Here is a 24677-nt window from a genome sequence, read left to right as displayed (position 1 = left end):
CGTATAGATATGAATGTTAGATTAAGTTCTGCGAAGGGAAGCTTATCAGGTATAAGCTATCTAAGCTGGCTGTAAGCTTAGCCTACAGCCCATGCCTTAGAGGCTTTTTAGATGCGCGGTAAACGCATCACCTAAATCTGGGTGCTGCTGTGCGTAACGTACAAACGCCTTGAGATAACCCAGCTTATCGCCGCAATCATGAGATATACCGCTCATGCGAAACGCCTCAACCGGCTCTTGTTCAATAAGCATATCGATGGCGTCTGTCAGTTGAATTTCTCCACCTGCGCCAATGGGCGTTTTCTTCAATAACGGCCAGATATTATGAGATAGCACATAGCGACCTACCACGGCCAGGTTTGAAGGCGCTTCTTCCACCTTAGGCTTTTCCACCATGTGTTTAATTACTGCGCTTTCACCTGGCTCAATTTGCGCACCATTTATATCAGCTATACCGTATTTGCTTACGTCCTGCGTAGCTACCGCCTCAAGCATGATTTGGCTGGTCTGAGTGTCTTTAAAGCGTTTGATCATGGCGGCCAGGTTTTCACTGCTTTGATCGGCGCTAAATTCATCGAGGATTACATCCGGTAAAATCACCGCAAAGGGATTATCGCCGACGATTGGTCTGGCACACATAATGGCATGGCCCAAACCTTTTGCTTCACCCTGACGCACATGCATAACAGTCACATCTTCTGGGCAAATAGAGCGCACCTCATCAAGCAACTGGCGTTTAACCCGCTTCTCTAGGGTAGCTTCTAACTCAAAGCTGGTATCAAAATGATTTTCAATGGCATTTTTAGAAGAGTGCGTTACCAGCACTATCTCTTTAATGCCCGCACGCACGCACTCGCTCACTATATATTGAATCAGCGGCTTATCGACCAAGGGGAGCATTTCTTTTGGTATGGCTTTGGTCGCCGGCAACATGCGCGTACCAAGGCCGGCTACAGGGATAACAGCTTTCATATGATTTTTACGTAAGTATTTGAGCAACCTTGATAGCTAGCATACAAACTCGCTACCAAGATTACTATGACAAGTTTATTAACGTTTAATTTTAACGATATCCGCCGTCGGCGATTGCTGTTTTTGTCGCTCCAGCCAAACGAGATCGCAAATGCCGTCTGCAGGATTAAAGGCAGTAGGCGCTTTATTTCCTATTTTTTTTAATGCGCGCGATATTTCTCTTTCGCTGTAAAATGTGAATCCACTTCAAGAGCTTCCAAATATGCATTATGGCGTAATTATAAACGGCAAATAGCGCCAAGAAACCAAAAAACATGATACTTTCAGCTACCTGATAGTAGTCACAAACGACACCAACCGCAGCGAGAATAATAGAGACACTACAAATAACGGCAAGCGCCCCTCTTGAGGTCAAACCCGCGCGCATAAAAATATGATGAAGGTGATCCCTATCAGGTTTAAATGGAGACTGGCCCTTCTTAATACGTCTGAAGACTATAGCCACCATATCCATCAAAGGAACAGCGATAATCCACAATGCCGTTATAGGACGAAATGAAGGATTTTCTCCTTGCGTGCCTAGAGTCAACATCCAAATCACGCTCAATCCGATAAACATTGAGCCAGCATCACCCATAAATATTTTACGCGCTTTGCCTGGGAGCAGGGATAAGTTAAAAAGCAGAAAAGGAATTACTGAAAAAGCAATAATGACAGGCAGCATGGCCTGGTTACTGTCACCGCTCATATAGAACAAAATAGCTATGGCAGTGAAAGAGTTAAGCGCCAAACTTCCCGCCAAACCATCAATACCATCTGTCATATTGAAGGCGTTTATAGCAGCTATCACTGCAATTATTGTAAAGACAGTACCAACAACACCTAAGTCAATATTGCCAAAGTAGAACAAATCACCGAGATTGTGAATGTAGTGACCTGCCCCATAAACAAGGATGCCACCTATCAGTACTTGCGCAACAATACGCGTACTTACTGGCAAGTCTTGTTTATCATCAAGCATACCCAGAAAAACAATAAGAGCAGCAGATAGCAGGAAAAGCCGAACGGTAGCATCGGTAGGAAAAGCAATAAGTGCAGCGGTTAATGTCCCCAAAAAAATAGCGATCCCGCCAATTAAAGGAACTGCTCCTTCATGGTGTTTGCGTGCGTTAGGTAAGTCTACAAGACCTACTTTTATGGCTATAGGCTTTAAGATAGGTATAACAATTAGTGTTGTCAGAAGCGCAACAAAAAATTCCACTCCAAAATCTCCATTCATCCCCTGTTTCCCTCAGAGTGAGTTAATCCGTAATCAGCGGAACATTATAACCTTTGACTAAGCTATTACAATTAACCTGTGTGCTTTTTAGTAGCAAATATGTAACCCAACATCTTATTTGCCAACACCCTTCGGTCATATTGTTTTGCTGCATTTATACTTTTTTGTGCATATTCAGTAACTCCATGGGCTTTAATTGACCGAATAGCTGCCGCTAGTTCATTAGAGTTTTCAGGAGGTGAAACAATACCACAGTCAGCGCTGTTAATTATTTCGGTCGCCTCTCCTAAAGGCGCTGAAATGATAATCGGCAACCCCATTCCCATCGACTCAAATATCTTCGATGGAATCACCGTTTCAAATAAGGGCGTATCTTTTAAGTGCACCAAAGACACATCACACAAACTCCACAAAGCTGGCATTTTCTCTTTGGGCTGCCGAGGAATCATGACAATATTTGTAAGGCCTGACTCAGACACTAGCTTTTCAATTCGGGGTCTGTCGGCGCCCCCACCAGCAAAGATAATGCGAATATCATCATCATCTCGTAGTAAAGAAGCCGCCTCTACGATCTTGTCTAACGCATGCGCCAAACCGTGAGTTCCAATATACCCAGCAACAAACTTACCTTCGAGGTTATATTTTGATGCGAATTCACTATTCTTACACTCGGTTGGTTGATACATAGAAAGATCAACACCATTGAGCACCACCTCTATTTTATTTCCATCAACCCCTCGCTCAATTAGCTCCTCCTTGAAGCTGTGAGTCACCGAAATAATTAAATCAGCCTGGCGGTATAAAAACATCTCTATTCTTTCGAGTGTGCTTATAATCTTGCTTTTTTTCATAGCGCCCACCGCAGTGATAGAAGCAGGCCAAATATCTCGCAACTCAAATATAAAGGGGACACGTTTTAGCTTGGCTAAAGCCCAGGCAGAGATAACAGTAAAAAATTGAGGGGAGGTACCAATCACAACGTCTACTTTCTTACTAAACAGACCAAATAAAAAGCTACTCAGCATGAAAGACACAAAGTCCAAGGTGCGTTTCAAAAAGCCCTCATTGGCAGTGATATAAGTTTTAACTCGCCATGCCTCAATACCATCTATCGTTTCTTTGGATATCCATTTGTTTTTATAGCCATCGAATACCCTGCCTTCTGGAAAGTTAGGTGCACAGGTTATCACTGTAACCTTATGCCCTTTCTTTACCCATTCTCGGGCGTGCTCGTAGGTTCGAGTTGCTGGAGCGTTACCTTCAGGAGGAAAGTTATCTGTTAAAAAAAGAATGTGCATACTACTTGGTAGTCCATGTGAAATTGATCATATTTTGAGTGCCAGCAAAGTAAAGCTCTAGGCACTTATTAGCTTCAGTTACGCCAAAGTTTGGATGCCATGTGCTATCCACAAGCTTTGCTTTTAGGGCGGCTAAATTTGCCTGCATTTGAAAGTGTTCACCTACAACTACCAACTCTTCATTTTGGATTCTAACTTTAAGGCTGGGATGAAGGTAGAAGCGCGCTACAGCTTGAGTAAATTTGCCCTCCAACACATCATTAACTTTAAGGGTATTGCCACTCAGAGTTAATGTACGACTATGTAACGGACCTCGTATAATTTTCTTATAACCATTATGCACTGCATGTAAAACAACATGATCTCCTGATACCAGCGCATCACGCTTAATTACGCGAGCACGCTTTGCAACTCGAAAACCACTCCATACTTGAGAAGAGTCTACTTTGTCCACCTCAACGGTATTATGCGAAACAGTTTTACGCTCGATTAAACGCCTCTCTCCCAAACCATACTGTGAAGTACCTGTGTTTACGAAAACTCGCTCTTTGCCAATTGACAGTTCAAATGACAACGTGTCGGCGTGAGCATGGCCTGGGATATAATCAGGGCCTACATCCGCGGCATCGAATTGCAATTTGTTACCACTATGACTTGCCACCATATAACCGCTAGCTTTTAAATCAACTACTTGGGTTTTCTTAGTATCAAATTGTGAAATGGCAAAACCGAGCTTTAACGCATACTCCTCAATACGCGCCATTACTGGCGCAATACCGTCAACAGAATCATTAAAAAAGCTAACACCGCCATCGGTATGCGCCATAAAATGCATAAAGCCGATCATCTTTTGCGTGTATTCTCTAATTAAATTCACTAGCTCATTTGGCACACAATCAGGATACGCATTAACAAGGTTGTACATATCCAGCATATCTACCAATATTAAGGAATGATACATAGGTGAGAGTTCAAAGTTTGCACCATCCTCCAGAATTTGTTCTGGAATTTCCTTAAATAAGCCCTTTATAGCAGTATTTATCCAGAGTTTATTCTTGAAGACCACACCAGCAAACAGCAGCGCTTTTAAATTCACAAAATAATGATTACCTAATAAATGCTTCTCTAAATCATTTGATAGATAACTAGCTTGTGAGTAGAGACTCTCAAAGTGGGCAGCTTCTAACGGAAGCCCGGCTTGCCATGCTTTTATTATGTTAGGTATACGAAGCGAAATTGGTAAGGCTCCCAGCCATTCCCAAAACCAATTGGATTTCGTTCCATCCACTTATTTAAAAGCTCAAGATGAAAAGCCTGTTTTTGAAACGCACTTGAGGTCAATAAGTCTTCGAAATAATGTAAGTTGTATACCCATAACTTACTAGGTGACTCATCATTCCAATCACTTGGGAAATTTAGCTTTTTGGTATGATTTAAAAAGGTAGCTTCATTGTCACATGTTATTTTTTCATCATATAAAGGAACATGGATCCAGGCATCACTGCGAACTGGAGTCTGATAGGTAAATGAATCCGTCACTTTGGGCTTGACGAATTTACGATAAATACGGAAATAAAACTGAGGCCACTTCAAATATTTAAGAGTGTGGAAGAGTAATAAAAACTTTTTCATAAGTACAAAGGGGGCTAGGCCCCCTTAAACAATCTACTTGATTAATGTTAAGAGCGGAGTTGCTCGGCAATATCCACAGAAATGCGTGCCACTTCAAAGATTTCATCTTGAGGAATCGGGCTAGCCCCCCCCTGCTTCACTGCGTCCATGAACGCCTGAGAGCAATTTGCCTGGCCCTTATCCTGAGACCAGAGGTTCATTTTGCTAAAGCCCTTCCAGCCAAAACCAGTTAGCTTACGGAAGTTGTCAAGCTGAAGAACTCCGTCATCACAGAACACTTCCACACGTTCTTTAGGGAAGGCTTTGCCACCATTTGCAAAGTAATGGATAGAGCCTACAGAGCCATCTTCAAAGGTGAGCGTGATAATAGCCTTGTCTTCGGTAACTTCAACGTAATCATTGTCACCCATTTTAACCGCGTTAAATGACGTAATCTTAGAGCCAGCTAAAAAGCGCATCAGATCGATATAATGACAGGCTTCACCGATAATACGACCACCACCCACACTGGGGTCTTGCGTCCAGTGCTCCATAGGAATTTCACCAGCATTCATAGTCATAATGAAAGTCTTAGGGGCAGCTTTTTTATCAAGTAGCTCTTTCATTTTTTGTATTTGTGGTGCGAAACGACGATTGTAGCCCACCATTACAATGGTATTGGCCGTCTTTTGCGCAGCTTCAATGGCATCAATTTCACTGTGATTTAGTGCTAACGGCTTTTCTACAAAAACGTGTTTACCATTTTCTAATGCCGCGATTGCCTGAGGTGCATGTAAGTTATGTTGTGTAGCAATTACTACCGTATCGGTGTTTGCATCAAGAGCTTGCTCCATATCGGTTGAGGCACTAGCAAAGCCATTCTTTTTACCGTGATGAACAGCACTAATTCCGCCACTGGTTACGATTGAAGTAAGATTTGCACCGGCCTCTTTAAATGCAGGAATTAAAACGCGTGATGCGTAGTTACCGCCACCAAGAAACGCAACATTCCCATTTGATGCCTCAAAGTTTCTATTTTCGTTCAGTACAACCGTAGCTTTTGTAAGGTTTTCTTCATTTGATTTACTGTAATCTAAAACGATACCAAGTGAAGAGCGGTCATCTAGCTTCTCATATGCTGCTTTCGCATCATCAATTGAGAAGCGATGGCTAACCAGTGGTTTAACGTCAATAGCCCCTGCAGCCATTAAATCAAGAATTGCTTCAAAGTTACGTTGCTCTGTCCAGCGAACAAAAGCAAAGGGATAATCTTTTCCTTTATCTTCATACTCCTCATCATAGCGCCCAGGGCCATATGAGCATGATACTTGGAAAGTTAGTTCTTTCTCATAGAAGTCAGCTCGACTCAGTTCTAGACCCACTACACCGACTAATACAATTCTGCCTCGCTTTCGACACATTGTCGCGGCCTGGTGCATGATGTCATTGCTCTTTGAACTAGCGGTTATTAACACTGCATCGACCCCTCTACCACGAGAGAATGCGTCGGCAGCTACTAGTGCATCTTCACTCTTTGACAAGTCGACAACTTCAGCACCGAATTGTTTGGCAAGCTCACATTTTGCAGTGTCGAAATCAATACCCAGAACACGACAGCCATTTGCTTTTAATATTTGAACAGCTAGAAGACCAATTAAACCAAGACCTGTAACAACTACTGTTTCACCCAATGTAGGTTTGATTAAGCGAATGCCTTGCATTGCGATAGCACCCAGAACAGTAAAGGAAGCTGACTCATCGTCAACACTTTCAGGTATTGCTGCTACTAGGTTTTTAGGTACTCGCACAACTTCAGCATGGTTGCCATTAGATACAACGCGAGCCCCTTTTTCGAAGCCTGTATCACTACCATCTAAAACAGTACCGACATTGCAATAACCAAGTGGTAAAGGTTGATCAAGTTTTGACTTCACTGCGTCATAGGTAGCTGATAGGCCGTCGGTTTTAACCTTATCTAACACCATTTTTACTTTATCTGGCTGTGAGCGTGCTTTTTCAACCCATCCTGCCTTACCAAAATCCACCAACATCCGTTCTGTGCCGATTGAGACAAGTGTTTTCGTTGTTTTGATATTCACATTACCACGTTTTACCTTTGGATATGGGATCTCATTAAGCTGCATTTCGCCGTTTTTCAGGTCTTGAAATATCTGTCTCATTACAATTTATTCTCACAAATAATTACTGAATTGGTATCCAAAGCTTCTTTAATTTTCAGTACAAAAAGCGCGCTACCTCTCACATAGTCAAGGGACTCACCCGATATATTGTTCTTATGGGCATTGTAAGAGTGGGCAATATTCGCACAGTGGCCATGATCTCGGTGACGTAATTTTTTTAATTGTTTTCTGTCTATTATATCTAGGCTCAGATCTTCGAAATCTCTTAATGAAGCGAGTAAGTCCCCCTTATGTACATTCAAATACTCACGAACCCCCTCAAAAGTATGTCCTTTTGCAGAGAATGTAAGTGCTGCTTGAGAACCATCAGCAAATGTGACGGTGACAGCGAAGTTTGACTTAGCCTCTGTTGCTACGGCAGGACTAATAGTACAAGGGAACGCATTTTCAATACCAACTAGGTGAAGACACAAATCAGACCAATGACAAAGGTTTCCCATCACTCGACCACCCTCTGCCTCAGAGAAATACCAGTGGCCATCATCTATCTCATGGCCAGCAATAAACCAGTTCATCATTATACTGCCCGGCTGCTTTTCAACCTCTTCCATCAGTACCTTGAACAATTTGCTTTTCGGTCTGTTAAAGCCAAGAAAAACTCTCGAATTTGGGTTAACAAGCATTGCCTTTTCTAGGCGTACAAGTTGTTCATAATTAACAACATGCGGCTTCTCTATATGCACATCTTTACCATACTCTAGAGCTAAAATTGCATACTCAGCATGGCTAGCGTGGTTTGAAGCTATGTAAACAACCCTAACGTCAGGATCATTTAATATTTCTTCATAATTCGTTGTTGCTTTATAAACTTTGTATTCTTTAGCTAAAGATAAAGATTTTGAACTATCAGTATCTAGTGTATATTTTATTTTGCCCTGTGTTTTTTTCGAAACATAATGGGCTATTGTAGAAAAAGCAAAGTTACCACAACCAACAATTGCTACATCGCCATCAGTATTTCCCTTTTCATTTACCCACTCATTATCAAATGACTGTTTCGATTGCATATGATATTGAGAACGAACCTTTTTAAAAGTGCGCTCTAAACCATACATGCCAACATATCGGGTAACTTTCTTTATCTTAAATAATAAAGGTTCTTTAGTGTAATCCATTTTAATTCTCAATTTTCTTAAAAACAGCGACTGTACTTTCTTTGACCGACTCCCAACTGTATTCGATCTCAAAAAGCTCTCTAGCCTTTTTACAAGCGCATATATACGCGTCATAATCAGAAACTAGCGCTAAGATTTTCTTGTGTAACTCTCGAACGTCGCCATAATTAGTGACTATACCACAGGACATACTTTGGATGGGTTTTGATACTAATGCTTCATTATTGATAATTACAGGTCTTGATACAGCCAATGACTCGGCTAGTTTATTTGGCGCAGCGTAAATATTAATAATTCGATGTGGGCTGTAGTGAGCGAAGACAAAATCACAGTCCCTCGTAAGAGAAAGGACCTGTTCATGATCTAAAAAGCCATAATATCTACAATTCCTCTTTGACTCAAATTTACCTACTAATTCTTTGCTCCCTTCTCCAGCCACGTGCAGCTCTATGCGCGGTTCTAGATCTGCCAGTTCCAAAAGCGTATCTATACCTCGCCCTCCATCAAGCCAACCTGCAAAAACGAGCTTTATCTTATCCCCCTCAAAACCAGCATGGGCTGAAGCACCTGGGTCAACAGGGGTGTTTCTCACAACATGTATTTTAGACCTACAAAATTTAGGTAAAGCATCAGCTCTAAACCGCTCGGGAACCATGGTAGCAGATGCAAATCTGACAATCAGTCCCTCAAAAACATTTAACAGCTGGTTAACCGGCTTAGGAAGCGGATACCTTTGACCGAAGTTATCATGGATGTTGTATAGAGTTGATACCTTATTAAAAAGTCGGTAGAAAAAAACCGCGAAAAAGGACTCTACATCAGAAAAGTGTATAACATCGGGCTTTTTATCCTTAAGTAATTTAAATGCCCCTCTATTGTATGACACTACGCCTTTCAAATAGGTCATCAATCCAGCGCCATTAAGCATTGGATAGAACTTACCCACCCGCTCTACTTCAAGACCATCCCATAAATCAGTATTTGCTAAGTTTTGCTCTCTATGAGCGCCGATGAAAAGTCCTTTATAGCCAAGTTCTTTAGCAACATGCGCGACGCGCTTAACCCTAGGAATTGGCTTGCTGGATGTACGCAAGAAGATAATTTTTTTCATATTTTATTCCCAAAAAAACTTGTATTCCATTCGCTCAGTAGTTTTAAAGCTTAGCTCGACTGCATCGGCTTTATGGCCATACTCTTCGTACCAATCTATTAGCCTCTTTTCATATGAAGAAGCAGACTCTATCTTCAACTGTTCATGAGCATCTACAGATATGAAAAAGCGCGAAACCAAAGTAGACACATCACCTAAAACTTCTTCTGATATTATTAATGCATCGTCAGTCAACCGAAACTTCCTACGATGTCGTAAATGGTCACATACAACTTCGCAATCGAGAGTATCGCCATCATACTCATAAGCTGCATCGAATGAATCTTTATCAACTGTATTGAAGATAGAACCTGTTTTAAATCCAGCTCTATAGCCTTCGTAAGTAGAGATACAATTATGCATACCTGCTGCCACATATTTGTCGCGAACATCTGAGGAAAGAGTATAAGGTGCAGCCCCACCCTCGATGAAAATATCCTTGTTTCCCTTAAATAGCCAAAATGAAAGGAAATCATCATGATCATGAGGCGCTCTCTCGGAAAGCCCTAACTTGCCAACGCGAACAATCAATTTGACTTCGCCTTTGGAAAGAACAAAGTATGGTTCCATGTAACCATCCCGAACAATCTCTGGTTTAGAGAACTCTTGAGAAAATAGCGGAGAAATGGAGTCATAGAAAAGGTGATGTATACTCTCAGCACTGCTTTTTGCTTCAGTTGTATAGAGGGAAGTGGAACGAGAAGATTGTCCAAAATTAAAAATCAAACCACTATCTGAGTCTCCAAAAACAGGGAGTTTCCCCTCACTAGAACAGATAGATAACAAAGCTATTTTAGCTTTTTTTAAAGTTGCTTCTATCTCCAAGTGCCTACCATTTAATTCTTTTAATAAAAGATAACCCAGCAAGGACACATCAAGGCACAGCCGATGATATACCGTGGCATGCTCAATGTGAAAGCCATCACAATTAAACTGATTTTCAATAATCTTATTAAAATTTTCACTGTCATATTTTTCACCTTGTAAGATACAAGACAAAATTACACCTACCTCAGTGAACAAATAGTGATTACCAGGAACATCACTAATTTCTGGAAAGCGCTTTAAAAAATGAGAATGTTGGGCAAAAAGTATGTAAAAGTTTTTTTTCTCGCTAGCGTTGAGGGTCGGCAATATTAACCGATAACAATAGTATAAATTTATAAGTCTAATGGCGACTTCCATCGAGCTTATCCAATTCACTCCCTTTAGATAAGGGTTGCTAGTAACCCAATGATTTAGATTGTTGATTATAAAGCTCTTTTCAACTCTGTTATATTGAACAAGAATCGAGGCCTCGAGAAGCCATTGAAGTCGGCTCTTTTCCCATGGGATTTTTACATCACATTTAGAATCGCGTTTTATAAAGTCTATCTTGAATGACCTCTGAGAGGAGCTCCATTCAAAGCCATGTATGCAATCCTTATTTAAAATTACCTCCTGAAATTACATTGACAGAACCATACCCGAGACATTGATACGCCCCTTTTTTTAAATTCATAACTCTACTTTGGATAAAGTCTAAATCTTCGGACTTCACGCCCTTCAATTCAAAAAAGATATCACCAGAACTTTTTATCGATATCAATTTGAAGTAGCGGTTAATTTCAAACGACAAAAAGAAATCTATTTTAGATAAGATAATTTTATAAAGCTCTATTTTCATTTTCTGAAAAATAAATGACGGGGTTGACTGAGCAACCCTAAGACCTATGTATTTTATTCTATTTAAATCCACCACCACTCCTAGAGAACTCTCTTTTATGAAGACTGTAAAAAATAAAGAAAATCACACCCACTATAAAAACAAGCTTGGTTCTTGGGACAAAAAAACCTAAAGTATAACCATAGAAAATACTTAAGTTCAGCCCCCCTAAAAAAAGCAAGAAAAAAAGCTTATCTACTAAAAACCTATTTACCACGAATAGAAAATAAAGTAAAAAAGGAACGAAAAAGTAAACCAAAGCAGAATAAAACTCAAACGAACCCGCTGATATAAAAGGGAAAGAAAAGTCGTAGATCAAAACTTTCGAGGCTCCGGTAAGAAGCTCAATGAAGCGATATATAACCTCGATTACACTACCATTCCCAAACTTATAAAGTCTAAGAATCAACATTGAGAAAGATATAGAGAAAATCATGAAAAAAATAGAGTAACGAAAATTTCTAGTTTTAACATAAAAAACAAAGGGAGATAATATTATCACGTAGAAACTTCGCAATGAAAAAACCAAGAAAAAGAAAACCAAAAATGAAAAGTACCGCTTATTAGAGAGTTGAAACAAGCTTTGAAGCACAAAAGAAATAAGCAGTAAATCTCTCATAAAGCCAGAAGACAAGTCAATTACAGGTGGTAGCAAGCAAAAACAAGAACTCATTAATTTCGAAATGCGATCACCAAGAAGGTGAAATGAAATATTTTTTATAGTAAAAACAAAATAGAGATAAGACAAAAAGCCAATTATAAAAAGTACCTTCCACTCACCTGTAAATATAAACACACTGGACACAAAAAAACCGTACAAATTAAGATTAGCAATCCCCTCAATTGAACTTAACTTTGAGATAGATTCACTTCTAAAAATCAACCAGGTTAAGTACTTAATTTCATCATTGTAAAGAACCAAATCTTCATCTATCTGACCATAGTTAAAACCATCACTTAAATCGAAACTAATAGCAAAGTTGTTTTGCTCAGCTAATTTAAACTTATGTAACGTCAAAGAAGTTGACAAAAAAAGTCCAAACGTCAGGGAAAGCGCAAAAATTAAATCAACAACTTTAACTTTCATATTTTTCCAATATACGTTTTGCTTTATTGTATAGGTCACATTGGTCATCCACATCGTAGAGGATCGTTCCGTTATATCTTATACAAACATTAGACGCGATAGCTGGACAGCCTAAAAACACACTTTCAGCTACACTAATTCCAAACCCATCTGTGATAGTTGGTCTTATGAATAGTGATATCTTCCTAAACAGGGGCCACATCTCAATTTGACCACTGAAAATATAAACAAGATCACTTGGAATATTATTAATTTCTAGCAACTGCTTAATGTATTGATTCGAATCTGAATCCAAATCAGGAATAACTATTAATAATCTGGCATTGATCCCACTACGTAGTAAACGGCTTTGAGTTTTGACAGCAACGTCAAAACCATAAAGATCTCTACCATCGTAGAACTTAAGTTTGTAACCGCTAACTAAAATAACATTCTCATTAGTAATGAACTGGAGTAGATCTCTTGGATAGCTATGCAGTATTTCGTGTTCTCGCTCAAGGCAAGGAGGAATGAACGAATTACTTACAAAAACACCGCTCTTACATTGGACACCATTTATCTGGTACGAATCTTTTATAGTTTGGCTGACGACAAATATCGCACTGACCTTTCTAAGCAAGCCTTTAATAATCCAACAAGCAAGCTTATTCCTAGAAAACAACCTGTTATTATGATCAGTTAAAATCACATCGCCATCATAAAACAAAAAAACCAAAAACAAATACTTCAACGTTATCACATTTAAATGAACAACATCATTCTTACATTTAAAAAGCCTAATGATAAGCCTAAAATACTGAAAAAAACTACCACTTACAGTATTAAATACTTCTGATTTTGTGTACTTTGCCAATCGCTCAATAAAAACTGAAACACCACCAATAGGTGGCGGTAACGGGCCTATAATTAAAGGCTTATTAAACTTATTAAGATAATCAAGCAGCTCCACGAATATACCTCAAGTACTGAATTATTTTTATTACAAGATTAGAAATATTAGCTAACAAGTTTGCTATAGCTGCCCCCATAAGGCCTAAACTGGGAACCAAAACCAAACTAACAATAGAACCTACAATAAGCATTATTACGGCAGAGTACGTATTGAGTATTTGCATATTTTTACCTACAAAATACATAGCCAATACCTTTGTTATGCTTAATATAAGAAGGCTATAAATCATTAAGGATAGCGGCCCTGAGATAGCACTATACTCATCTCCTAGATAAGCTAATAATAAATCAACTCCTAAAACCTCAAAGAAGAGCAATATAAAAAAAGCACTTAACATTGATAAAATCAAGACCTTGAGCAATGAGCGCTCGTCACCTCCCGCTACAAACCTATTAAAAAAAACGGCTACGATGGATGTCGTCAGTATAGTAAGTGATTCAACAACAGAGATACTCAATGAATAGAAGCCAACATTAGCGACACTCATAAAAAATGCAATTATAATAAGATCTATTCTATATATCAAAAAGGCAATGCCATTATTTATGTAAGATTGAAAACCAAAAAAAATCAACTCCTTATTTAATCCGGTAAATCTCCTAATAAAAAAACCTGCGTTTAGATACAAAATAAAATTAAACAAAAAATAAGAGAGTAGCGCAATAGAAAAAAAACCAAATACGCTCACATCAAAAAATAGGCTATAAAGAAAAGTAAAAGAGACTAAGGAAAAAGAATGACCAAAAGATATAAAAGAGTATCTTTTAAACATTCCCTTGCCATAATAAGCTCCCTGGAATAAGTTATAGAGCAGCTTCCCTAAAGAAGTCAGCACCAACAAGGCAATCAATTTAAAACTTAAAAGCTCTCCAGCCCATAGATAAAGAACCCCTCCCCCAACCACACATACAGGAAGAAAAATAATTACCTGATGATATATTGAATCACATATTAAATATTTATCGCCACCTTTGACCAAGAAATAGTTGAGACTTATAGGGAGCCCAAAACTTGCGAAAACAACTATTAAGTTGACTGATAATAATAATATTGCGTAGATTCCATTCTCATTTACTCCCAATGTTTTTGCTACAAATAAGCTCAAAAAGGCAGTAGATGAAACTAAACCTATTTTACTCAAGAGAACAGATATAATCTTGATTAAATCACTTTTCATAAAAAGGGCTAGACTTTAACAAAAAATCAAGATTTATATTGATGTCTTTTTTAAATGCGTATTTACTTAACGAAAATACGTCATCTGAATCATTAACTCTTATAGCTTCCTCATTAATTAACCCCAATGTCTGGTAGTGATCTTGGAATTTAAAATCCCCCCCTATCACGTTTTCAGAAAGTTTAATCCACTTCGTCTTTATTCCATAAGCTTCAGGAACAATAAGCCCGTGTAAAGATGAGGATAAAATTATTTCGCATTGCATGATTTCATCAATTACTGTTAAAGGGTTTGAGTTGATGAGATTAATCACTTTAACACCACTGGAGGCTATACACTTTTTTATAAAGCTTGTTGAGTAGTCCACATAGTGGGGGATAACACCTATTTTATACTTTTTTTCTATTTTAGGTTTGTAATACCGGCTTATCAATAATGCAGGATCACCAAAAACGGCGGGGGGCTCAATACCTAGAGATAAATACTTTTCGGCTGTTTTTATCCCCCTCACTGCACATATTTTATATGGAGCCTCTCTAATTTCAGTATGCTCAGAAATAAAGCCACTCCCCCAAATGATCGCATTTTTATTAGCTCTACCACAGATAGAACCTATTGCTGATATATATTTTTTGTTGTAGTATAGGGGGTTAACATGAAGAATTTTTTTACTTGTAATATACTGCGCTAGTACTGGGTTTAATATATCCCCAAAATTATTTTCTCTTACCCAGTCTATTCTATGGTTGTTTTTATATAGGAAGTCTTCGGCTCTATATATGGTATTTTTTAGGTACTTTTTCATCATGAATACTACCATATTCCCTTCATGTCTATCATAAAGTTAAAGTTCGGCTTCTGCTTAGCTTTAAACTCTTTATGGTCTACCAGAAGTATGGCGATGTCTGCTTCAGCCTCTGCTTGCTCAATGCTAACTAATTCAAACGCCTCATTATTAAGCGAGTGAATATTTGGCTCCACAGCTACTACACGACCCTTATGCATGGAGGCAAGCTTTTGAGTTATACTCATAGCAGGGCTTTCTCGTAAATCATCAATATCAGGTTTAAACGCTAAACCGAAACATGCAATCGTTACATCTTCAATACTTTTTTCTGGATTTTCCTGCAAGAAGTCAGCAATCGCAATTTTAACTTTATCAATAACCCAATCAGGCTTGCCGTCATTAACCTGACGCGCTGTGTGGATAATTTTTGCTTCTTCTGGTGTTTTACTCACGATAAACCAAGGGTCAACTGCGATACAGTGCCCACCTACACCAGGTCCTGGCTGCAAGATATTGATACGAGGGTGGCGATTGGCAAGAGAAATCAGCTCCCACACGTTAATATCCAGCTTGTCACAAATGATGGATAGCTCGTTAGCAAAGGCAATTTGTACGTCACGGCATGAATTTTCCGTTAGCTTTGCCATTTCAGCGGTGCGAGCATTAGTAACTACGCACTCACCTTCTACAAAAGTTTTGTACAGCTCAATTGCTCGCTCAGAGCATTTTACTGTCATGCCACCAATTACGCGGTCATTCTCTACCAATTCACGTACTACATGGCCTGGTAGCACTCGTTCAGGGCAATGAGCAATGTTGATGTCAGCATTCATGTCTGCAGTTTGAGGGAAAGTAAGATCAGAGCGAGCTTCGGCTAACCACTCAGCCATTTGTTCAGTCGCTCCAACCGGTGATGTTGATTCTAAAATAACCAAATCACCTTTTTTCAACACCGGCGCAATGGCTTTTGCAGCTGCTTCAATATAGCTAAGATCTGGCTCAGGGACTGTACTGCTAGAATCTTTAAATGGTGTAGGCACCGCAATTAAAAACGCATCCGCAGCCTCAGGCACTGTCACAGCTTTTAAATAACCTTCAGTTACAGCGGCATGCACTATCATATCTAGTTCAGGCTCAACAATATGTATCTCACCGCGATTTATCGTATCTACAGCATGCTGATTTACATCTACTCCAACTACTTTTTTCTTTCGTGAAGCAAACATCGCTGCAGTAGGCAAACCAATGTAACCAAGGCCTACAACTGAAACTGTATTAAATGACATAGAATTCCCTAATTTTTAATCTTATAACTCTTTATTTGGCTAATGCATCGCAAATGCGCTGACAAGCTTTACCATCGCCATATGGATTATGAGCAAAACTCATTTGTTCATAGGCGCTTTTGTTTGTCAGTAATGTATTGAGTGACTCGATAATCGTCTTTTTATCAGTACCAACTAATTTCACTGTGCCAGCACTTACTGCTTCCGGGCGCTCTGTGGTATCACGCATAACGAGCACAGGCTTACCCAAACTAGGCGCCTCTTCTTGAATACCGCCCGAGTCCGTTAAAATAATATGTGCACGATTCATTAAATACACAAACGGTAAATATTGTTGGGGCTCAATTAACTTAATGTTATCTACGCCAGCTAGAATACGGTTAACGGGCTCCTGAACATTAGGGTTTAAATGTACAGGGTAAACTATTTGTACATCAGGATGTGCTGTTGCTACTTCTACCAAGGCTTCACAAATACGCTCAAAACCGCCACCAAAACTCTCACGACGATGCCCTGTAACCAAAACGAGTTTTTTATTCGCATCTAAAAATGGGAACTTAGCCTGTAAAGTTGTTTGCAAGTCTATGTTTGATTCAAGCTTGTCTTTTACCATCAATAACGCATCAATTACCGTATTCCCGGTAATATGAATTGCCTCACTTGAGTAGTTTTCCGCTAGTAAATTATCTTTACTTGTTTGCGTGGGTGCAAAATGAAACTTAGTCAGCGCCCCAGTTAGCTTGCGGTTAGCTTCTTCTGGCCATGGACTATAAATATTGCCAGTGCGCAGGCCAGCTTCAACGTGTCCTACAGCAATTTGCTCGTAATAGGCAGTCAAACTGGCCGCAAATGTAGTTGCTGTATCACCATGAACTAATACAACATCGGGCTTAAACTCTTTAAGAACTGGTGTAAGTTCGAGCAAGATACGGCTGGTTACCTCAGGTAAAGTTTGACCAGCTTTCATTAGGTTCAAGTCATAGTCCGGAGTAATTTCGAATAACTCCAAAACTTGATCCAGCATTTCGCGATGCTGTGCAGTTACACATACTCTAGCATCAAAGCGCTCATCTTCTGTCAAGGCATGCACTAAAGGCGCCATTTTGATTGCTTCTGGGCGAGTCCCAAATACCGTTAATACTTTCATCTTCAATCCTTTTTAATAAAATGACGCACTAGTACGATGAGAGATGCCAGCATGCCACCTAGCATGACTCCTAATATGCAAATAAGTGCTCTTTTAGGCTCAGACTTTAACTCTGCTACTACAGCGGAGTCTATTGTTTTTAAAGCATACTCAGCATGAACGCTTGCCAGCATTTTTGTTTGCTGCTGCTGTTCGATTAGTTGATAAAATACCTTCTGCATATCAGCAACCGACGTTTCTTGCAGCGCACTAGTTAAGTACTCAATGCTATTCTCAGCATCCGCAATGTCATTTGCTCGCATTGTATTGTTAATTTGGGCGATTAGTTTATCAGTCAGTTCCTTGGCGATTATTGGTGAATAATGCTTAACGCCAACTTTCACTAACCCAGTTTCTTTGTCTTGAGATACAGATAAAAACTCTTTAGTGAACTTTTCATGCACTTCTAGTAAAGATGGCTCTGGCTTTTTAGGAGCTTTGACTTCACGCACCCACGCAGACTTCTCAACGTCATAGATTTCTGGATAAAACAAAACTTTGTTATTTGCTTGGTCCCAGCCATTGGCAGCCATAATTAAGGGCTTCAGGTCATGCTTAGTCACAAACTCGCCAATAAATGAGCGGCTTTTTAAAAGTTCTAGCGCAATTGTGGTTTTGTCAGCACTACCACCACCTAGGCTTACACCAGCAAGTGAAGCTAGCCCACCGAATTGACCAGCTAACGCCGATAAACCACCACTTTGACTATCTTCAGCGGGAGCTAAAAGTGCCTCGCTTTTGTATATGTTTGGCAGGCTCAATGCGTACACGACTGATATAACAGCTGCGATTATAGTTGTGCCGATAATGATCCACTTGCCTTGCCACAGTGCTAAGAACAACTCTTTTAAGTCGATCTCATCATCTGCAAAAGTGGCTTGTGGCATCTGAATATTTTGGTTATTCATTACTACTATTCCTTAAAGACCGCTAATAGCCGCAACGCCTACACCTAGCTGGTAGAAGATCTGCGTGGCTGTGCTCCAAAGGGTAAGGTTATCCATGTGCGCTGTATCCATAGGCACCACTATGGTATCTCCTGGCTCCAATTGCTTACTGGTATTAACGGCAAACCAGCCTTTGCTTTCGGGGATATAGACAGAGCCGTTAGCTTTAATGACGTAGATGCGCTCTTCATCGGCTCGTGCCTTGGTGCCGCCGCTAAGACGGATATAGGCATCCACATCTATATTGGCATTATAAAGGTGAGATGTCGCATAGTTTACCTCGCCAATTACACTAATTGAGTCGCGTTTAGAGGGGATATAGAGCGCATCACCATCTTGCAGTACAAGTTGTTGCTTATCGGCCAGAATATCATCCAAGCTGATAACTAAACGCCCTAGCGTAGGCATCTGCGATAAGTCAACTATCAAGCTAGTCATTTCATCATAAGAAAGGTTGACGCTATTCATTGATTGCTCGAAGCTTTTGGACGCCAGATCGCGACGTAACTCATTTGTTAAACGCTCAATTTGAGCACGCTCTTGCTCTTGAATGGTTTTACGCGTAAAGACCGCTGCATCTATTGCTGCGAAATCAGAGAAACCACCCGCACGTTCAATCACGTCTTTCATGGTTTCACCACGACGAATGGTGTATTGCCCTGGGAAAACAACCTCACCTTCTAGGGTAACCTTAATATTCTCCTGCCAATTTGGAATGGTTAGAATATTAAGACTGTCCTTACTATGTAAAAGTGGGTTTTCCTCTAAAGTGCCCTCTAAGGCTCCTTGAAGGTTAAAGGTGATATGCTCAATATCATCATTTGTGCCGGTTTTAGAGCGTGTGATTTCAGCCTTGTCTAGGTATGCTGACTCGGTTAGGCCACCACCGGCGGTAATTAATTCGATAACAGCCATATTATTGGCCAGCGGATATACGCCAGGGAAGCGAACATTACCATTTACTTCTACCAGCTTGATGCGCTCACCGGCACCGGCTTGTAACTGTAACTTTTTAATAACCTTATCAAGCAGTTGATTACGGCTAAAGGTTGCGTATTCAATTTCCTCTTCTTCTTCTTCATTTGAGCGCGCAGCAATAAGATCGGTGAGCTTTTGCTTACCTTTTAGCTCTGTCTCTACTTCTTCACTAAAGAGTGGCTTTTTCGCGCCTACGAATTCTTCGAACTGACGTTGTTCAAACAGGTGCCACAATTTTACCTTTTTCTGTAATTCCTGCTCTTCTTCCGTTAACGCCAACTGCTTTAACGCATCTTGTTCTTCTTCTTTTGACTCAAAACGGCTAAAGACTATGACCTTATCGCGCGGGTTTAGTATCAGATTATGAGCAAGATCGCCTGCAACTGCCTTAGCTAGGCTGAATTGATACACATCGATATTGCCATATACATCCACTTCTCGAAGCAGAATTGCATAATTCAAGTCGGCCTGCGGCAATAGCGCACCACGGATTGAACCTATGATATCGCCAATACGCTTGCCCTGATGCCAAGAGTATTCACCCGGGCGCGTAACGGCCCCGATTACAGTCACCGCTTGGTTATAGGCACTGCTGGCTTCGCTAACACGTACCACGTCTCCGTCTCGTGGAGTATAGCCGGCACTTCCTTTAGAGAAATCAAAGGAAAGAATTTGCTTATAGTCGCCTTGGCCAGCGCGCTCTACCGTAACTTTTTCCCTGTAGGCATTGGCCTTCATTCCGCCCGCCATAGCTAGTAAGTCAGCCGTACTTTCACCTTTTTTCAGCTCGAAAATGGCCGGACGCTTTACGGCACCAGCAACGCTAACCTGAGCACCAACAGGGGGAATAAACACTACATCACCTGGTTTTAGGATGATGTCGTTACTGCTATCGCCTTTAATAAGCAGGTCATACAGATCGAAACGGTTAACAACCTTACCGCCGCGCTTAATCTCGATATTACGTAAAGAGGCGATCTCACTTACACCACCGCTGGCAAACAGCGCGTGAGTTACTGTGCTTAGTGAAGACAAGGTATAACTGCCTGGCTTATATGCTTCACCTACTACGAGTACACGAATGCTGCGCAGTTGGCCAAGTGAAACAAAGGCTTTTACGCCTATCATCTCGTTACTGACCTTTTCGCTTACCAGGGCTTTTAATTCTTTGAAGGTCATGCCAGCTACATGCACTGGGGCCAGTTTAGGAATGCTTAAACGACCAGAACGATCGATGCTCGCGTCTACCGTAGCCGACTCTTTACCATACAGGGAAATTTGTACTTGGTCGCCAGGACGTACTATATAGTCATCAGGCACTGGGGCGCTTTCGCTCGGCATAAAGCTGGTTGGCTCACCGGCAAAGATGTCATAGCCAAATGGTTCTAGCTCTTCTTTCTTTGGCTTAAACTTTTCTTCTGGTGTTTGCAGCTCGGCTTTTTCATCATAAACACTGCGCGCGCCAATGGTGCTTTGCGCTTCTTGGTTGTCTGCACTCGATTTAGAAGAACCGCCAATTATTGAATCAAGATCAACACCGTATTGCCTTGCTAAGGCCTCTTGCTGAGCTCGGGGTAGCTTTTTAAACTGCTCTATTTGCGCGGGTGAAGGTGTAAGCGCTTGAGCGATAGTTGCGTAAAACAGTATAAAAATGGCGGAAAAGGCGCCGAGGTAGGTCTTAAACATTTTTCCCTGCATGTTTGACTCTCAAAAAGATGGCATATCATACACGACAAAACCCACGAAAAAAATGCGTGATAAGCAATTTTAACGTGGGTTTTAAGTGAACTTAGAAGTTATAAACTAAGGTCAATGCCGTTTCTGTATCGGTATTATCTTTGTCATCAGCAACATCAGAGTTGTGAACGACATTGAAACCAACCTTCATTTGTAACGAACCATTGATTTTGGTTAACAATGCAGTTTCAGAGCGGGTTTTGGTGTTGGTATCACCATATTCCACTGCCAAAAGCTGAGTAAACTTAGCGCCTTCAGAGATCTGCCAGGTATAATCAGCTTTGGCTAGCGCGATCACTTCACCTTCCCATTCATCGGCAAGCGACTGACCGTTGTCATCAACTTCGGTGCTGTCATCCGGGTATCTAAAATACTTATAACCAGGACCAAATTCGGCATTTAATACCATGGTTTCATTGTCGATTAGGCGTAAACCATAACCGCCCGAAATCACAGCTTCCTCACGATAGGCACCAAAGTAATCGCTCAGATATGAGCCATAGATGAATAAGTGCGCATTCTTCTCGTTTAATTTGTAATTACCCTGTGCAGAACCAAAGTACTTTTCATTGGTGCGCTCGGTAATTTTAGTGCCGTCGTCCTGCTCAACTTCATCTTCTTTGTACAAGCCGCTTAATTTGTACTCGTTATTCCACTTTTCTAAATTGTGTTTAACGGTTAGCGCGCCTTTAAAGGTCGTTGTTTCGGTGTTACCACTGGTGATAATGGCACCTAGTTCGGCGTTTGCTTCCCAGGTTTTTTTCTCTTCTGCAACAACATTAGTTGCAGCACAAGCTGCAACTAATAGAGATAGGTACTTCAATTTCATGTTAGCGATATTCCCCTGATTATTCGCCAGTTTTATGTAAGTGCACATCCATTTGTGGGTATGGAATGCCAACATCATTAGCGTCTAGTTCTATCTTAATATTTTCCATTAGATCGAAATAAGTTGGCCAGTAATCTGCTGTGTTCACCCAAGGACGAACAACGAAGTTAACGCTTGAATCGGCCAACTCGCTCACAGCCACTGTATAGGCTGGGTCTTTCAAAATACGGCTCTCGGCATCAAGTACCGACTTTAATACGCTTTTCGCTTTTTTCAGATCCGCGTCGTAGCTTACACCAATTACCAAGTCGATTCGACGAGTCTGTTCGCGAGAATAATTCACGATAGGACCAGACATAATGGCTGAGTTAGGCATTACGATGATTTTGTTATCTGGCGTATTTAGCTCAGTTGAGAAAATTTCAATCTTGCGTACCGAACCGGCTTTACCACCCGCTTCGATGTAGTCGCCTGATTTGAACGGACGAAGGATGATAATAAGCACGCCTGAAGCGAAGTTTGATAGCGAGCCTTGTAGCGCTAAACCAACCGCTAAGCCAGCGGCACCTAAAATAGCGATAAAGGATGTTGTTTCAATACCAACCTGAGACAAAGCCATCAGTATGGTACCAACAAAAACCAGCGCATAAATAATGCTGCCGCAGAATGAACCTACAGCCTTATCGACATTACGCTTTGCAAATGCTTTTTGAGTTAAGTTGCTACACCATTTAGCAATGCGCATACCAACAAAGAAGACAACGAGTGCAAGTACAAATTGTACCGCATAGTGTATTAGTAGATCCGAGTTTTCAGAGATCCAGTTAGTTACAGTTTCCATTAGCGCTCCTATCATCCGCTTTTTGTTTGATACAACGATGAAATTAAACAACTTCGTTGTACCTAATCCGTAATTATCTCAAAACTTTCTTATAAACCGCAACCCAACATTGCTGCGGCTCACCTAATAATAAAAGCAAGTGGTGCTTTTTGCCTATTTTTTATCTAGTTACGCACCTTTAGTGATTAAATTTAAAGCAAACGGAAAAAACTCGCCAATTTACTCTTCACAAGCTCAATTAAACTATGTATTATGCGCGCCACACATCGAGAGGTGTGTAATTTCTTTATGGCGGCTGTAGCTCAGTTGGTAGAGCCCTGGATTGTGATTCCGGTTGTCGCGAGTTCAAGTCTCGTCAGTCGCCCCATCTCCCCCTTATTTTTTAAATCTCCATTTGATTACCTAAGTAGATACCTTCTAAGCTGAAGCTCTATTCGAAGCCACACTGCGTTTAAAAAATGCCGACCACCCGGCCGACACCCATACTCTATAGCGACTAAGCTCGATCAACATCGAAACTTAAGACTTCCTTGATATGCTGTTTGTTACACGCCAGCATCACCAGGCGATCTATTCCTAATGCCACGCCGGCACAGGCTGGTAAGCCAGCTTCTAATGCACCCAACAGATGCTCATCCATATCCACTTGCTTCAAACCGCGCTCTAGGCGTTTTTTGTTATCCTTTTCAAAACGCTGTCGCTGTTCGCTGGCATCGGTTAATTCATAAAAGCCGTTGGCCAGCTCCAGATTCTGATAGTACAGCTCGAAGCGACCGGCAACGCGCGGGTCTTGCTCATTAAGCCGCGCCAGTGCGGCTTGGGATGCAGGAAAGTGATACACAAAACAGGGGCGCTCTTGCCCTATCTGCGGCTCAATCACCATACAGAAAAGTAACTGCAGCAAAGTATCTGCATCTCGCTCCGTAGCGGCAATGTTTCCAAAGCCCTGTGCAGTGGCCACCTGTTGTAGCTCTTCTAGGGTAATGGTTAATGGATCTATGGCCAGCACCTGAAGAAACGCCTGCTGATAACTGATACGCTCGGCGCGCTCGGTATCGAGCACCAGTTGCATCAGCTCGTCGATTTCATCCATCAGTGCAAACTCATCAAACCCAGGGCGATACCACTCGAGCATGGTAAATTCGGGGTTATGATGGCGACCATTTTCTTCGTTACGAAACGCCTTGCAAATTTGGTAAATAGCGCCGCTCCCGGCCGCTAGTAGACGCTTCATGGCGTATTCCGGCGAGGTTTGCAGATACAGGGGTAAACCTTGGGCATAGCCTTGACCGACAAATTCGGTGGCAAAGCCTTGCAAATGCTCATCGGTCACGCTCGCCTGGGACAAAGATGGCGTGTCCACCTCCAACACCTGACGCTCAAAAAAGAATTCGCGAATGGCCCGTAAAATAGCGGCGCGCTGCCTCAGTGTTTCAATACTCGCACTCGGTTGCCACAAAACATCTTGCTGACTCATTCGTTCTTTCCTCACTTTGCAAAACTGAGACATAAAAAATCCCAGCGCGGCTAGCCGGGCTG

At 41.0% G+C, this 24677-nt stretch carries 19 protein-coding genes and 1 tRNA gene; 1 reads left to right on the top strand and 19 read right to left on the bottom strand.

The annotated features are described in order from the left end of the window. Positions 1-96 precede the first annotated feature (96 nt). From galU to C2M17_RS03015, 18 genes are all read right to left on the bottom strand, one after another. The gene (gene galU, locus C2M17_RS03105; RefSeq protein WP_105199412.1) at positions 97-972 is read right to left on the bottom strand and encodes a UTP--glucose-1-phosphate uridylyltransferase GalU; all 876 of its coding nucleotides are present in this window, start codon (positions 970-972) and stop codon (positions 97-99) included. A gap of 184 nt (positions 973-1156) precedes the next feature. Then, positions 1157-2251: a UDP-N-acetylglucosamine--undecaprenyl-phosphate N-acetylglucosaminephosphotransferase gene (gene wecA, locus C2M17_RS03100; protein ID WP_199775988.1), complete on the bottom strand. Its 1095-nt coding sequence runs from the start codon at positions 2249-2251 to the stop codon at positions 1157-1159. A 71-nt stretch (positions 2252-2322) separates the two neighbouring features. Continuing rightward, positions 2323-3549, bottom strand: a complete 1227-nt coding sequence (locus tag C2M17_RS03095; RefSeq protein ID WP_105199411.1) for a glycosyltransferase family 4 protein — start codon at positions 3547-3549, stop codon at positions 2323-2325. A gap of 1 nt (position 3550) precedes the next feature. Next, entirely contained in the window at positions 3551-4837 is a 1287-nt protein-coding gene (locus C2M17_RS03090) for a heparinase II/III family protein (RefSeq protein WP_105199410.1), read from the bottom strand. 391 nt (positions 4838-5228) lie between these two features. Continuing rightward, entirely contained in the window at positions 5229-7340 is a 2112-nt protein-coding gene (locus C2M17_RS03085) for a bi-domain-containing oxidoreductase (RefSeq protein ID WP_105199409.1), read from the bottom strand. Next, positions 7340-8476 carry a Gfo/Idh/MocA family protein gene (locus C2M17_RS03080; RefSeq protein WP_158683970.1) on the bottom strand — a complete coding sequence of 379 codons (1137 nt, stop codon included), beginning with the start codon at positions 8474-8476 and terminating at the stop codon, positions 7340-7342. The genes C2M17_RS03085 and C2M17_RS03080 overlap by 1 nt, the downstream gene beginning before the upstream one ends. Position 8477: 1 nt before the next feature. Continuing rightward, positions 8478-9587, bottom strand: a complete 1110-nt coding sequence (locus tag C2M17_RS03075; RefSeq protein WP_105199407.1) for a glycosyltransferase — start codon at positions 9585-9587, stop codon at positions 8478-8480. A 3-nt stretch (positions 9588-9590) separates the two neighbouring features. Beyond that, positions 9591-11000 (bottom strand): heparinase II/III domain-containing protein, encoded by a 1410-nt coding sequence (locus C2M17_RS03070; RefSeq protein WP_267894401.1) that lies wholly within the window; start codon positions 10998-11000, stop codon positions 9591-9593. A 350-nt stretch (positions 11001-11350) separates the two neighbouring features. After that, positions 11351-12418: a hypothetical protein gene (locus C2M17_RS03060; protein ID WP_105199404.1), complete on the bottom strand. Its 1068-nt coding sequence runs from the start codon at positions 12416-12418 to the stop codon at positions 11351-11353. After that, positions 12408-13367 (bottom strand): glycosyltransferase, encoded by a 960-nt coding sequence (locus C2M17_RS03055; protein WP_158683968.1) that lies wholly within the window; start codon positions 13365-13367, stop codon positions 12408-12410. Before C2M17_RS03055 ends, C2M17_RS03060 begins: the two co-directional genes overlap by 11 nt. Next, positions 13354-14547, bottom strand: a complete 1194-nt coding sequence (locus tag C2M17_RS03050) for a hypothetical protein (protein WP_105199402.1) — start codon at positions 14545-14547, stop codon at positions 13354-13356. Before C2M17_RS03050 ends, C2M17_RS03055 begins: the two co-directional genes overlap by 14 nt. Further along, the gene (locus C2M17_RS03045; RefSeq protein WP_158683967.1) at positions 14537-15355 is read right to left on the bottom strand and encodes a polysaccharide pyruvyl transferase family protein; all 819 of its coding nucleotides are present in this window, start codon (positions 15353-15355) and stop codon (positions 14537-14539) included. The genes C2M17_RS03050 and C2M17_RS03045 overlap by 11 nt, the downstream gene beginning before the upstream one ends. Before the next feature lie 5 nt (positions 15356-15360). Beyond that, positions 15361-16620, bottom strand: coding sequence for a UDP-N-acetyl-D-mannosamine dehydrogenase (gene wecC, locus C2M17_RS03040; RefSeq protein WP_105199400.1), 1260 nt, complete (start codon positions 16618-16620; stop codon positions 15361-15363). A 31-nt stretch (positions 16621-16651) separates the two neighbouring features. After that, on the bottom strand, positions 16652-17767 hold the full coding sequence (gene wecB, locus C2M17_RS03035; RefSeq protein ID WP_105199399.1) for a non-hydrolyzing UDP-N-acetylglucosamine 2-epimerase: 1116 nt from the start codon (positions 17765-17767) through the stop codon (positions 16652-16654). Positions 17768-17769: 2 nt separating this feature from the next. After that, on the bottom strand, positions 17770-18714 hold the full coding sequence (locus C2M17_RS03030; RefSeq protein WP_105199398.1) for a Wzz/FepE/Etk N-terminal domain-containing protein: 945 nt from the start codon (positions 18712-18714) through the stop codon (positions 17770-17772). 12 nt (positions 18715-18726) lie between these two features. Continuing rightward, positions 18727-21417, bottom strand: coding sequence for an SLBB domain-containing protein (locus C2M17_RS03025; protein ID WP_105199397.1), 2691 nt, complete (start codon positions 21415-21417; stop codon positions 18727-18729). Between the two features lie 103 nt (positions 21418-21520). Continuing rightward, complete coding sequence (locus C2M17_RS03020) at positions 21521-22297, bottom strand: DUF481 domain-containing protein (RefSeq protein ID WP_105199396.1); 777 nt, start codon at positions 22295-22297, stop codon at positions 21521-21523. Between the two features lie 19 nt (positions 22298-22316). Continuing rightward, positions 22317-23138: a mechanosensitive ion channel domain-containing protein gene (locus C2M17_RS03015; protein ID WP_105199395.1), complete on the bottom strand. Its 822-nt coding sequence runs from the start codon at positions 23136-23138 to the stop codon at positions 22317-22319. A 291-nt stretch (positions 23139-23429) separates the two neighbouring features. Here C2M17_RS03015 and C2M17_RS03010 point away from each other — a divergent pair. Next, positions 23430-23505: transfer RNA gene (locus C2M17_RS03010), tRNA-His, on the top strand. Between the two features lie 129 nt (positions 23506-23634). Here the strand turns inward: C2M17_RS03010 and epmA are convergent. Beyond that, on the bottom strand, positions 23635-24615 hold the full coding sequence (gene epmA / locus C2M17_RS03005) for an elongation factor P--(R)-beta-lysine ligase (protein WP_105199394.1): 981 nt from the start codon (positions 24613-24615) through the stop codon (positions 23635-23637). Positions 24616-24677 lie beyond the last annotated feature (62 nt).

Origin of the sequence: Pseudoalteromonas sp. T1lg10, assembly GCF_002964545.1 — a bacterium.
In the GTDB taxonomy this organism is placed as follows: Bacteria; Pseudomonadota; Gammaproteobacteria; order Enterobacterales; family Alteromonadaceae; genus Pseudoalteromonas.
The sequence above is the reverse complement of the archived record's forward strand: the minus strand, read 5'-3'. Positions and strand labels throughout refer to the sequence as shown.